Annotated in this window: 10 protein-coding genes; 4 read left to right on the forward strand and 6 right to left on the reverse strand. The window is 60.9% G+C overall.

The genetic code is table 11. The annotated features are described in order from the left end of the window. Position 1: 1 nt before the first annotated feature. From IWX85_RS02905 to IWX85_RS02915, 3 genes are read right to left on the reverse strand one after another with little or no spacing between them, the layout of a single operon-like run. Positions 2 to 1708, reverse strand: coding sequence for an ATP-binding protein (locus tag IWX85_RS02905; RefSeq protein WP_231379484.1), 1707 nt, complete (start codon positions 1706 to 1708; stop codon positions 2 to 4). 12 nt (positions 1709 to 1720) lie between these two features. After that, positions 1721 to 1963 carry a PP0621 family protein gene (locus IWX85_RS02910; RefSeq protein ID WP_196868692.1) on the reverse strand — a complete coding sequence of 81 codons (243 nt, stop codon included), beginning with the start codon at positions 1961 to 1963 and terminating at the stop codon, positions 1721 to 1723. Beyond that, positions 1960 to 2760 carry an inner membrane protein YpjD gene (locus IWX85_RS02915; protein WP_036809119.1) on the reverse strand — a complete coding sequence of 267 codons (801 nt, stop codon included), beginning with the start codon at positions 2758 to 2760 and terminating at the stop codon, positions 1960 to 1962. Before IWX85_RS02915 ends, IWX85_RS02910 begins: the two co-directional genes overlap by 4 nt. Before the next feature lie 76 nt (positions 2761 to 2836). Between IWX85_RS02915 and ffh the strand changes: the two genes are divergently transcribed. From ffh to IWX85_RS02935, 4 genes are all read left to right on the forward strand, one after another. After that, positions 2837 to 4195, forward strand: a complete 1359-nt coding sequence (ffh, locus tag IWX85_RS02920) for a signal recognition particle protein (protein WP_196868693.1) — start codon at positions 2837 to 2839, stop codon at positions 4193 to 4195. A 549-nt stretch (positions 4196 to 4744) separates the two neighbouring features. Beyond that, positions 4745 to 5938: a hybrid sensor histidine kinase/response regulator gene (locus IWX85_RS02925; RefSeq protein WP_196868694.1), complete on the forward strand. Its 1194-nt coding sequence runs from the start codon at positions 4745 to 4747 to the stop codon at positions 5936 to 5938. Positions 5939 to 5941: 3 nt separating this feature from the next. Beyond that, positions 5942 to 6361: a hypothetical protein gene (locus tag IWX85_RS02930; RefSeq protein WP_196862091.1), complete on the forward strand. Its 420-nt coding sequence runs from the start codon at positions 5942 to 5944 to the stop codon at positions 6359 to 6361. Continuing rightward, positions 6358 to 7836, forward strand: a complete 1479-nt coding sequence (locus tag IWX85_RS02935; protein WP_196868695.1) for an ATPase domain-containing protein — start codon at positions 6358 to 6360, stop codon at positions 7834 to 7836. The genes IWX85_RS02930 and IWX85_RS02935 overlap by 4 nt, the downstream gene beginning before the upstream one ends. A gap of 48 nt (positions 7837 to 7884) precedes the next feature. Here the strand turns inward: IWX85_RS02935 and IWX85_RS02940 are convergent, their stop codons facing one another. From IWX85_RS02940 to IWX85_RS02950, 3 genes are all read right to left on the reverse strand, one after another. Continuing rightward, positions 7885 to 9039, reverse strand: coding sequence for a sensor histidine kinase KdpD (locus IWX85_RS02940; RefSeq protein ID WP_196868696.1), 1155 nt, complete (start codon positions 9037 to 9039; stop codon positions 7885 to 7887). Between the two features lie 248 nt (positions 9040 to 9287). After that, positions 9288 to 11273, reverse strand: coding sequence for a glucans biosynthesis glucosyltransferase MdoH (gene mdoH, locus IWX85_RS02945; RefSeq protein WP_196868697.1), 1986 nt, complete (start codon positions 11271 to 11273; stop codon positions 9288 to 9290). Next, positions 11249 to 12847, reverse strand: a complete 1599-nt coding sequence (locus tag IWX85_RS02950; protein WP_196868698.1) for a glucan biosynthesis protein G — start codon at positions 12845 to 12847, stop codon at positions 11249 to 11251. The genes mdoH and IWX85_RS02950 overlap by 25 nt, the downstream gene beginning before the upstream one ends. Positions 12848 to 12982 lie beyond the last annotated feature (135 nt).

Here is a 12982-nt window from a genome sequence, read left to right on the forward strand (position 1 = left end):
TTCAGACGAGGACGGAATCCATGCTCGGCAGCTCGGTGCGCAGGCGCTGTGACGCAGGCTGGAACATGATGAAAAATTCATTGCCCTGGATATTTTCCCGCGGCACCCGCTGGTAACCGATCTGGGCGCCGTAGCGCTCGCACAGTTCGCGGCAGATATACAGGCCCAGCCCGGTAGACCGGCTTTCGGACGAGAAGAAAGGCTCGAACAGATGGGCCTGGACGGTTTCCTCCAGCGTCTGGCCATCGCTCCAGACTGACAGCCTGGCCTGGCCTGGCGCCACCCGCTGGGTGCTGACTTCAATCCCCTGGGCTGCGCCACTGGTGTAGCGCAAGGCATTGTCGAGCAGGTTGAGCATCAGGCGCCGCAAATGGTCGTCGTCAAAGCCGACTTCCGTGTTCGCGCAGTCGGTGCAGATGCGCAATTGTCCGGAGCTTGCATTTTGCCGGGCCCAATCATTCGCGATCCGCCGCGCCGCTTCGTCAAGCCACAGGCTGGTGGTCTGCGGTGCCGGAATTTCCTGCTGCGCGCGCGATATGTCGAGCACTTCATCAACGATTTTTGCCAGGCGCTGGGCGTTTTGAGCAATCATTGCGGTGAGCTGGCGCTGGCTTGCCTCTTGCAGGTCTTCTTCAAGCAGTGCATTGGCCTGTGCAATGGCGGCCAGCGGGTTGCGGATTTCATGCGCCACCGCAGTCGACATGCGCCCCATGGCCGCCAGCTTCTCAATCCGAACGCGGGCCTCCATTTCACGCAGGTCTTCCAGAAACATCACGCACAGGCTTTCATGCGGGCCGTCTCTTGACTCGGTCAGCCGGGAACGAACCTGCAGGCGTCTGGCGTTCAGGCCCGGATGGACGAGGCTGATGTTGCTTTCATACGCCGATTGTTGTGCAAAAGTATGTTGCATCAACTCGACCAATGGTTGCCAGGCTGATTGTGCGCCCAGCTTGAAAGGCGCTGGGAACGCTGTTTCCTGTGCGGCCAGCAGGCGTCGTGCCGCAGGATTGGCTGAGCGTACAAAGCCATTGCCATCCATGACCAGCACGCCTTCCGCGAGTGTGGCCACCACCAGTTCATTGACCTGTATCTGCATGCGGGCAGCCGACTGGCTTTCCTTGGTCAGTTTTTCTTCCCGTGCGAGCCGCGTGGCCAGCTGGTTGGCGAGCAGGGCCACGAGAAAAAATCCGGAGCCGCTCAACGCTGCCTGCAAAAGACGTGCGTTGACTTCACCGCCGCCTTGCACTGCAGTCCCTGCGGCGTCGGCCAGCAGCAGCAGTGTCACGCTGGCTGCCGTGCCAAAAGCCAGCACGATGGGGCCAAGCACCGAAGCCAGCAACACCGGCAGCGCAAAAAGCGGCGTGTAATTCGGGACGCTCGCCTGGTAAAAGTTGAGCAGCGAGAACACCATCACATCCACGCCGATGGTCAATACCCAGAATCCGTCAAACGTGCTGTTAAGCGGGCGGGGGGGGGCCCAGAGGCGAACGGCCAGTGTTGCGCCAAGATAGGCAATACAGACTGCCAGCGTCCAGAAGTTCAGCGGCGTGCCCAGGGCCTGGAGCGCCTCTTGCAAGATGACCAGCACGGCTGCGATGGCGACGCGGGCATTCAGGAACATGCCCCACAGTCGCCCGAAGGAGCCCTGCGCGGTTTCCGGCTCCCAGGCGCCAGCGGCGTTTTCTGTTGTGTTTCGCCAGAACAGCATCGGCCCTCTCATCTAGGCCCCGGCCTCACGACGGTGTGCCTCGCTGCAGTAAAAGCCGTCACGCCCGATCAGGGCTTCAGACTTGGCCAGGTGAACGTGGCAGAAACCGCAGGCGACCATTTCGGTGATTTCTTTTTTCTCTGAGGACTTGCTTTGTGTGCGACGCGGCGGCGCTGCCTTTTTCGGACCCGGCCGGCCGCTGCGCCAAAGCCAGAAAACCACCAGGATCAGGAGAATGACGAGCAAGTATTTCATGCCCGCCTCAGGATGACTTCAAGCACAAAGCGCGAACCGGCATAGCTCAGCAGCAGCAGTCCGGAACCCAGGTAAAGCACGCGAACGGCCGTCAGGCCGCGCCAGCCCAGCCGTGCGCGCCCGATCAGCAAGCCGGCGAAGACGGCCCACGCCAGCAGTGAAAAAATCGTCTTGTGGTCCCATTTCCAGCCCAGACCGGGACCATACAGGGTTTCGGCAAACAGCCAGCCCACAGCCAAGGTGGCCGACAGCAGCACGAAGCCGGCTTCGACAAACCGGAAGGTGAGGCGTTCCAGCGTCAGCAGGGGAACGCCGGTGTCGCTTTGCTCGGCCTGCCGGATGGCGCGCTCGGCCCGCACCATCAGCCAGCCATGCACCACGGCCACCGCAAACAGCCCGTAGGAGGCAATGCCCAGGGCCCAGTGCAGAGGCAGCCACGGCGAGGCGATCACGTGGTAGCTGGTGCCCGGGAAAACCAGCGACAGGATGACGGCGGCGCTGCCCAGTCCGGCCAGCGCCCAATGGGCATGAAGCTGCGGAAACAGCCTGCGTTCCACTGCATACACCGTCAGCACCAGCCAGACCGTCATGGAGATTGCCGGGGCAAAACCAAAACGAGGAGGCGTGCCAAGCAGGGCCTCGACCAGCGTGAGCGCATGCAGTCCCCAGGCCGCCAGCAGCAGGCCGCGCAGGGCCCCTTCGCCCAGACGGGGCGTCGCCAGTGCAAGCACTGCATAGGCCGCCGCCGCACCAGCTGCCGCCCCGAGACCCCATCCACTGCTGAAAGCTAAAATCATTCGCAGAGTTTAGCGCCTGGCCCGGTCTCCTCCGGCCTTTGGCTCCCCCGCAGCGCCCGTTTCAGGACACCACTTCATGGCTACAGCCCTTACCGACAAGTTATCCCGCCTCGTCAAGGAAATGCGCGGCCAGGCCCGCATCACCGAATCCAATGTCCAGGACATGCTGCGCGAAGTGCGCATGGCGCTGCTGGAGGCCGACGTGGCCCTGCCGGTGGTGCGGGACTTCATTGCCCGCGTCAAGGAAAAAGCCATGGGCCAGGAGGTGATGGGCTCGCTCTCACCCGGCCAGGCGCTGGTCGGCATCGTCAGCAAGGAACTCGCCGCCACCATGGGTGAAGGCGTCAGCGACATCAACCTGGCCGCGCAGCCACCCGCCGTGATCCTGATGGCCGGCCTGCAGGGCGCGGGCAAGACCACCACCACCGCCAAGCTGGCCAAGCACCTGATTGAAAAGCGCAAGAAAAAAGTGCTGACGGTGTCGGGCGACGTGTACCGGCCGGCCGCCATCGAACAGCTGAAAGTCGTCACCAAGCAGGCGGGTGCCGAATGGTTCCCCAGCTCGCCCGACCAGAAGCCGGCCGACATCGCCCGCGCCGCGCTCGACTACGCGCGCCGGCATTTCTTTGACGTGCTGCTGGTTGATACCGCCGGCCGGCTGGCGATTGACGAAATCCTGATGAATGAAATCAAGGAACTGCATGCCATCCTCAAGCCGGTCGAAACGCTGTTCGTGGTCGATGCCATGCAGGGCCAGGATGCCGTCAACACCGCCAAGGCGTTCAAGGAAGCGTTGCCGCTGACCGGCATCATCCTGACCAAGACCGATGGCGACTCGCGCGGCGGCGCGGCGCTGTCGGTGCGCCAGATCACCGGCGCGCCGATCAAGTTCTCGGGCACCAGCGAAAAGCTCGACGGCCTGGAAGTGTTCGACGCCGAACGCCACGCCGGGCGTATTTTGGGCATGGGCGACATCGTCGCGCTGGTCGAGCAGATGGCTTCGGGCGTCAACATGGCCGAAGCGCAAAAGCTCGCCGCCAAGATCAAGTCCGGCGACGGGTTTGACCTGAACGACTTTTTAAGCCAGCTCCAGCAGATGAAAAATATGGGCGGCTTGAGCAGCTTGCTCGACAAGCTGCCAACGCAGATGGCGGCCAAGGCCGGCGCCATCGACATGGACAAGGCCGAAAAGGACATGAAGCGCAAGGAAGCCATCATCCTGAGCATGACGCCGCTGGAGCGCCGCAAGCCCGACCTCATCAAGGCAACGCGCAAGCGCCGCATCGCCAACGGCTCGGGCGTGCATGTTCAGGAAGTCAACCGCCTGCTGGGCGAGTTCGAGCAGATGCAGGGCATGATGAAAAAGATGAAGGGCAGCGGCATGATGAAGATGATGAAGCGCATGGGCGGCATGAAGGGCATGCCGAAGTTTTGAAATGCTGGCTTTTAGATCAAAACAGGCCCTGGCGCACTCCGTATATGCGCATGATGCTATTTTTTCAATAGCATCGAGCATTTTTGGTCGTGCAGGCTGCAAAAGCGTCCCAGGTGTTCCGCAACATTCGCACCGCGCTGAAAATGTAGGACAACTGCTCTACGTTGTGCCGGCTGATACTCCACCCGGGAGACGCGTCCTGCGGTTCACTGGCGATGAGTTCATGGGTTTTCCCTTGGAAGTTACGAAAACTCATGTTTCGTCGCGTCCAGGCGCCCAAGCTTTGAAGCAATTCACTCCTGAAACCAAAAGGGTAATGGCTTGACTTTGAAAAAATCATGACCACACTTGACTGTTCGGCGTTTCAAATAAAACTTTCTGTTTGTTGTTGCCGAAATCTGTAAGTGGTTACCCGCTGACTCCCATGAAAATCAGGTTCTACCCTGCGATCATCGGCAGATGGTTTGTTCAAGGAAAGGTCATTGATTGCAGCCACATAAAAATTCCTCTTTTCCAGAAAGCCAAGAAATCCCGCAGGAGCTGGCCAGCATGCTGCGTGAAGCCAATGAGCACTTGGTGATTGCTTCCTTGCGGGCGCAGGATTTGCAGGATCAGGCCGAAGCCTCGGTGGAGCGGCAGACAGAATTCTTGTCGATGCTGGCGCACGAATTGCGCAACCCGCTGGGGCCCATCGCACTGGCGGCCGAAATGCTCGGAAAAATTTCCACGGCCCATCCGCTGCTGCCTGACATCCAGCAAATCATTGCCCGGCAAATCGCCCACATGAAGCGGCTGCTGGAAGACTTGCTCGACGCAGCGCGTGTCAACAGCGGAAAAATCACTCTTGAAAAAGGCTTGCTGGTGCTGAGCGGCATTGTGCAAAGCGCGGCTGAAATCAGCCAGCCGCATTTCCTCAAGCTCGGCCAGCAACTGATCGTTGACCTGCCGGGCGAGCCCGTCACGCTTGATGGCGACGGAGTGCGCCTGTCGCAGGTGTTCTCCAACCTCCTGATCAATGCCAGCAAGTTTTCGCCGCGCCAGGCATCCATCACCGTGTCGGCGCGCCTGTCTGAGGCTGGCACGGTGCGCATTTGCGTGAAGGACCAGGGCATCGGCATTGATCCAAAAGTCCAGCCTTTCATTTTTGACCTGTTCACGCAGGCAAGCAACACGCTGGACCGTTCGCAAGGCGGGCTGGGCATCGGGCTGTCCATGGTGCGTACGCTGGTGCAAATGCATGGCGGCACTGTGCAGGTACGCAGTCAGGGAGTGGGTTGCGGCAGCGAGTTCATCGTTGAGCTGCCAGTGTCCGCACAAGCCATGGCCTCTGAAGCCCACCTGACCATCGATGCCCATCCGGCCCGGCCTTGCCGGATACTGGTGATTGAAGACAACCTTGATGCCAATGCAACGCTCAATAGCTGCCTGACGCTCTATGGTCATGCTGTCGATTCTGCCTACAACGGCCTGGACGGGCTTGCCATGGCAAAAGATGGTCTTTACGACATCGTGGTCTCCGATATCGGCTTGCCGACCATGAATGGCTATGAGGTGATCCGCCGAATCCGGGCGCTGCAGCTGGTGCCCAAGCCTTTCTGCGTGGCCATCACGGGCTACGACCAGCAGGGCTACCTGGTCCATGCCAAGGAAGTGGGTTTCGACCATTATTTGATCAAGCCGGTTTCCATGGAGATGCTGGAGGCGCTGATTTCAAAAAATTTCCCTTCAGACGCCATCACCTGACCCATGGAAAATACTGAACCTACGCGCAGCCAACTGATAGAAGCGGCGCTGACCACGCTTCCTGAAACGGTGGCAAACGTTACCCTGCACCTTTGGGAGCGGCTGGCGCCCCAACTGATTTCAATCATTGGCGAGGGCGGTTTCAAGCCGCTTTACACGCGCAGCCTGCGCCTGGCGTCCAGGCTGCATCCCTGGATTGCGCCAGACCTCACAAAATCTGCCATCCAGGAGCGTTTCACTCACTTGCAGGCCGTCCTTTCGCAGCAGGATGCAGCCGAGGCCCGGTTTGGCAGCCTCGCGCTGTTCACCATTTTTCTGGATGTACTCGCTTCATTGATAGGCGAGGAATTAACAACTCATCTTTTGCACTCGGCCTGGAATGACAAGACTTTCGACACATCCGCTAAGGACTTTCCAAAATGAGTAAAAGAGTAACCATACGCCAACTGCCAACAGGGGTTGCCGGACTGGATGAACTGCTGGGCGGTGGCATACCGGAATTTTCCTTCAACCTGATTGCCGGCACGCCCGGCTCGGGCAAGACCACGATGGCGCACCAGATCATGTTCTCGCTGGCCAACCCGCACCGGCGCGCGCTGTTTTTTACCGTGCTGGGCGAGCCGCCGCTCAAGATGCTGCGTTACCAGCAGCAGTTTCCCCACTTTGACATCGACAAGATCAACACGTCCATCAAGTTTGTCAACCTTTCGGGCGACCTGCTCGACGGAGAATTTGACCGCGTGCTGGCCCGCATCGTTGAAGAGGTGGAAATCTTTTCGCCCAGCCTGGTGTTCGTGGATTCGTTCCGTTCGATGGTGCAGCCGGTCAGGGATTTCAGAGACGACAGTGCGTGGGGATTGCAGCACTTTATTCAGGCGCTCGGTGTGCAGATGACCAGCTGGCAAGCTACAACTTTTCTGATCGGCGAATACCCGGCGCAGGAAGAAAATTCAAGCCCGGTATTCACCGTGGCTGACGGCATTGTCTGGATGTCCCAGCATGTCCACCGCGACGCGATGGTGCGCAAGCTGCAGGTGGTCAAAATGCGGGGTCAAGCGCAGCGGCCCGGTTTGCACACCTTTCGCATCACCGATGAGGGGGTCGAGGTGTTCCCGCGCGTCATTCTGAAGGACGACGGCAGCCAGAAAAAACAATTACCCAGCAACCAGCGCCTGACGATGGGCGTGCCGCTGCTCGACAAGATGATGGGCGGGGGCCTGCCGGTGGGTTATTCCCTGCTGGTGGTGGGACCAAGCGGCAGTGGAAAAAGCGAGCTAAGCACCGAGTTTCTGGCCGCAGGTGTGCGGCTGGGCGAGTCGGGGGTGATTGCCGCATTTGAAAAAAGCCCCAGCCAGTTGCTCGACAGCCGGCTTCAGAAGCTGATTGAAAGCGGCAAGGTGTCGGTCATTGATACGCGCGCGCTTGACCTGTCCATCGACGAAATCATGCATGACCTGGTCAGCCTGATCAAAAGAACCAAGGCCAAGCGGGTGGTGATTGATTCGCTGTCGGCGTTCGAACTGGCGCTGGCGTCAATTTTTCAAGAGAACTTTCGCGAGTCCCTGTACCGCCTGACGTCGGTGCTGACCAACATGGGCGTGACGGTCTTGATGACCGCCGAGCTCGAAGACCGCTACACCGACCTGCGCTTTTCGTCGTACAGCAATGCGTTTTTGACCGATGCCATCTTGATGCTGCGCTACGTTGAACTTGGCGGGCAGTTCAAGCGCGTGATCTCGGTCGTGAAGGTTCGGGCCAGCAACCACAGCAAAGAAATTCGTTTCTTTGACATCGCCGATGACGGTATCAAGATCGGCAAGGCGCTGACAAATTACCATGGAATCTTGTCGGGCGAGCCCACCTTGCGTGATGAGTCTGACCCCAAAACGCCGGCTTGAGTTGGTGCCGGGAGCCTGCCCTGCATTGGGGCAGCGGGGTCTGCTTTCTTACGCCTTGGCCTGCGGCGCAACCGGCGCGTGCGGGAGTTTGACGGTAAATACCGTGCCGGAATGCTCGTTCGACGCCACTGAGAGGGCGCCGCCGTGGGCCATGGTGATTTCCCGGGCGATGAAAAGCCCCAGTCCCAGGCTGCTCGAAGGGGCGCCTTCCAGCAGCCCTGATTCGACCGAGAGCTGAACCAGGGGATCGAAAATGGCTTGCAGCGACGGGGCGGGAATCACCGGGCCGTGATTGCACACCTGTACCGTGATCGAATCGGCCTGGCCCACGGCTGTGATCGTGACCGCGCGCGTGTCGTCGCGGTACTGCGCTGCATTGTTGAGCAGGTTTGAAAAGAGCTGCTGCAGGCGCGCACTGTCGAAAGCACCCGACAAATCACCCGACGCTTCCAGCTCAAAAGGGCAGTCCGGGTAGCCGGCCTGGGCGTCATCCAGTGCCGCCTGGCAGATGCTGGCCATGTTCTCGGGGCGCAGGGTAAGCGGGATTTCGCCCCCCAGTTGCGTGCGCGCGTATTCCAGCAAATCCTTGACCATGGCGGTCATGTTGGCGGCGCTGCGGGCCACGCGGGCGCCCATCTCGCGGGTGCCTTCCGTGCCAATGGCGGGCCGTATCAGGTAGCTGCCTGCCAGTTTCATCGTGAACAACGGGCTGCGCAAGTCGTGGCCCAAAATGGCCAGGAAGGTGTCGCGCGTGCGGTCGGCGTTTTCAGAATACGTCACCACCGATTGGGCCAGCGCCTGGTCCATGGCTTCGTTGAAGCGCATCATGTCGGTCACGCTTTCGGGCGTGCCCAGTTGCATGTGCGGCATCCACAGCCTGAGCACGGTGGCGCGCAAGGCCCGGTATTCAGCGGTGAGCTGGGTCAGTGTGAAACCGCTGGCCTGGCGCAGTGTGCCGTGAATGGCTGCCGCGCTCTTCTTGCTAACGTTTTCATCGGCCTGGCCCTTGGACTTCTCAGTCTGCTGCGCTGCCGTCTGGTGCGTTTCAATGTCAACGACGATTGCCTGCAGGATTTCCCCGGCATGGTCGCGCAGGATGTGATGCGGCGGGGCAGGCGATGCCGCAAACAGCGTTCGGGCAAAAGCGTCCCACTCGACAAGGATTTTCTCAAGATGGGCGGTGATGAACGTGGAGAGTTTCATGGGTCGTTTGAGTAACCCATCAGAGAAGGGCGGGTTGATGTTCTGGGCATTGCTTTGCTGACAAAATATAGGCATAAGTTACATTTTATCAATTTTATTGTTTCTGTGGTTTTCCGGGTTACTCAAAGCCAGCAAAAGCAGAAAGAACCTTTTTTCAAAAGAAAAAAGGCTCTTGCGCTTATTCCGAATGCTTCTCTAGCTATGAAAAAAATAGCATCCTGCAAAATTTGTTATTGCGCGCTTGACCCTCAGGCTGCTTTCAGTCGCGGCTTGGCAAGCTGGCTGGCATGCAGCCAGGCGCGGCGCAGCACGGCGGGCGAGCGCGTTTCTTCCGGAATCAGCAAATAGTTCTGCGCCCGCATCGCCGTGCCCACGCCGACCTTGCTGGTCAGGACAGTCATCGGAATCGACAGCAGCAGTGGCAAGCCGACCGGCAGCAGCCAGATGAGCGCGCTGGCGTCGATCATCGCAATGCCGGCGGCGAGCACCAGGACCACGCTGCTCATGGGCGCAAGCTGCGCCAGCGCATGGCGCCATGGCACGGCGGCGGCTTCGCGCGGGGGCGATTTCCATTCCAGCTTCAGGCCTGTGAGCGCGATGACGACGAACAGCGAGTGCGCCAGCATGCGGATGGGCGCCTGGAGCAACGCGATCAGCGTCTCGAGCAGTGCGCTGCGCAGCAGGCTGGCGGTGCCGCCATAAGCCTGCTGCTGGCCCTTGAACAGCACAGCCACGATGCCCAGGATGCGCGGTAAAAACAGCATGGACAGCGTCCAGGCCCACAGCGACAGCAGTTCGCCGGGCAAAACATCCCAGTTGCTGACCATCGGCGAGCCCGACAGCCACAACGCCGTGCCCATGGTCATGAAGCACAGCCACAGCGGCGCCGACAGATAAGCCATGGCACCGGTGGCAAACATCGAGCGGTGCACCGGGTGCATGCCGGGCTCGGCGATCAGGCGCGAGTTCTGCAGGTTGCCCTGGCACCAGCGGCGGTCGCGCTGCAACTCGGCCAGCAAATCAGGCGGCTGCTGCTCGTAGCTGCCGATCAGGTCGGCGACCAGCCAGACGTGGTAGCCAGCGCGGCGCATCAAGGCGGCCTCGACGAAGTCGTGCGACATGATGCTGCCGGCCATGCCGCCGGTGCCCTTGATGCGGTCCAGCGCACAGTGCTGCATGAAGGGCTCGATGCGGATGATGGCGTTGTGGCCCCAGTAGTGGGACTCGCCCATCTGCCAGAACTGCATGCCCAGCGTGAACAGGCGGCCGGTCACGCGCGAGCCGAACTGCTGCGCCCGCGCATGCAGCGTCACATGGCCGATGGCCTGGGTGGCGGTCTGGATGATGCCGGCGCTGGGGTTGGCTTGCATCAGCTTGACCATGGACACCAGGCAGTCACCACTCATCACGCTGTCGGCGTCGAGCACCACCATGTAGCGGTAGTCCTTGCCCCAGCGGCGGCAAAAGTCGGCCACGTTGCCGGCCTTGCGGTCGGTGCGGCGCTTGCGCAGGCGGTAATAGACCTCGATCTGCGGCTGGTCGGGCTGACTGGCGAGCTGGCCGCGCAGATATTCCCAGGCAGCGCGTTCGGCCTTGATGATCGCCGGGTCGTTGCTGTCGGACAGCACGAAGACGTCGAAATTCTGCACGTGTGCCGTCCCTGCGACCGATTCGCAGGTGGCGCGCAGGCCGGCGAACACGGTGCTCACGTCCTCGTTGCAGATTGGCATGATGATGGCGGTGCGCGTGGACTTGTCCAGCGTATGGTGCTGGACTTTTTTGGCCGACAGGGTGTGGGCGTCGCCGAACAGGGTGACGTAAAAACCCATCATCGCCGTCATGAAGCCAGTGACCACCCAGGCCGACAGCAGCGCAAACAAAGCCAGCTGGCCGTATTGCAGGAAGGCGTTGTCATAGACCGGCTGCATGTCGGCAAACAGCCCCGTCGCCATCACCGTGCTGATCAGTGTCAAGAGCATGAACACTGTGCGGCGGCGCCTGGCGGCATGCTGCCACGGCGCCATCGCCTTGGCGGATGCCGGTTGTTCGAGCGTCTTGCGGCCGGTGAGCCTGAGCACCGGCAGCAGCGCCGCCGTGCCCAGGCTGTTCCAGAAACCGCGCCACGGACGCGGCGCCATCGAGCCCCGGTGCACCTGCGGTGCGGTGACCGCATTGGGATGACGCTCTTCACGCAGCTGGCTGCGCCGATTCAGTTGGTGATCAGGTTGGTCCATGTTTCGCTCAGGGTTTGTTGGTTGTGTTGGAGAAAGGCGCGCAGTTCAATCGGCTGGACCGGCTCGGCGGCGTTGGCTGGCTTGAGCCGCTCGACGCGAAGGGTCATGCGCCAGGCGCCGGTGGCCGGGTTGCGGTAGGCCAGGCTTTCGACCACGCGGGCATTGCTGCCCGCCGTGGTGACGGCCTCGACCTTGGCACTTTCAGGCAGGGCGTCCAGGGCTGGACCGGCAAAATCAACGACAAACTGGATCTGCTGGCCCAGCGCGTCGGCGCCGAGCTTGCTATAGCCGATGCCGCGGCGTGACTGCGTCACCCAGCCGTTGGGCGGCAACTGCTGGTTCTTGCCCTGCCAGGCGATCTGGTAAGCCAGGTCCAGCGGCTCGCCGGCGGCCGGCATTTTTTCCGGCACCCAGTAGGCGGCCACGTTGTCGTGGGTTTCGTCGGGCGTGGCAAATTGCAGCAGTTCGACACGGCCGGCGCCAAAGTCTTTCAGCGGCGTCACCCAGGCGCTGGGGCGCTGTTCGTAGCGCGCTTCGGTATCTTCGTAGCTGCGAAAAGCCCGGTCGCGCTGCATCAGGCCAAAGCCTTTGAGTTTTTGCATGCTGAACGAAGTGACCAGCGGCGATGCCGGGTTTTGCAGCGGGCGCCAGAGCCATTCGCCCCCGCCCTTGCCGTCATCGGTGGCAATCATCAGGCCGTCCGAGTCGTGCACTTCAGGCCGGAAGTCGCCGGGACGCGGCTGGTTTTCGCCAAAGAAAAACATGCTCGTCAGCGGTGCGATACCCAAGGTGGTGACCGGCTTGTCGGTGGGCCGCATGAACAGGCGGGCGCGCACTTCGGTCACCGTCTGCTCGCCGGGCTTGACATCAAAGCGGTAGGCGCCAGTCATGCGCTCCGAATCCATCAGGGCATAGATCGTCAGCGGTGCGCCTTCGGCGGTGGGCTTTTCCAGCCAGTAGTCGGTGAAACGCGGGAATTCTTCCTGGCCCGGACCGGCCGTGTCCACCGCCAGGCCGCGCGCGGACAGGCCGTACAGCTGCCCGGAGCCCAGCGCCCGGAAGTAGCTGGCGCCCGAAAAAACAATCAGCTCGTCCTTGTAGGTCGGCGAGTTCAGGTTGCTGAAAAAGCGCACGCCGCCATAGCCCAGGTCGCCCCAGCTTTTCGGCGACAGCTTGTTTTTGCCAAAGTTGAAGCGGGCCGGGTCGTAGGGAATGCGCTTGACGCCTGCGGCGGTGATTTCATGGACACGAACCGAGTCGCCATGCCGGCCGACATGAAAAAAGTTGGCTTCATACGCCAGCTTGTCGGCGCGCCACAGCGTGCTCTCCGGCTTGAAGCGGATGTCGCGGTAGTCGTCGTACTCCATCTTGGCCAGCTCGGCTGGCACGGCCTGCGACGCTGGCTTGAACGGTGCTTTCGCGCGCTGGCTGGCGAGTTTGGCGACATCTTCAAGACTCCACGCCATTGCCGGGCTGCTGCCCAGGGCCAGCACGGCGGCGCAGGCCATGGCTGAAAAAGACACCTGCCAGCTTGGCGCGCCGGCAGGTTGTAAATGATGAAAAAAGGCTTGCATGGAATCACTAGGGCAAACCCTGTGCCAGCTTCTAAAAACCTTTTAAAATCAATAGCTTGTATGAAAAATATGATTTTCGGCAGTGAAAATCCGGGCAAAAAGCGCGAAAACCCCGGTTTTTGTCGCCAGCCAGCG

The organism is Polaromonas sp. CG_9.11 (assembly GCF_015752225.1).
In the GTDB taxonomy this organism is placed as follows: Bacteria; Pseudomonadota; Gammaproteobacteria; order Burkholderiales; family Burkholderiaceae_C; genus Polaromonas.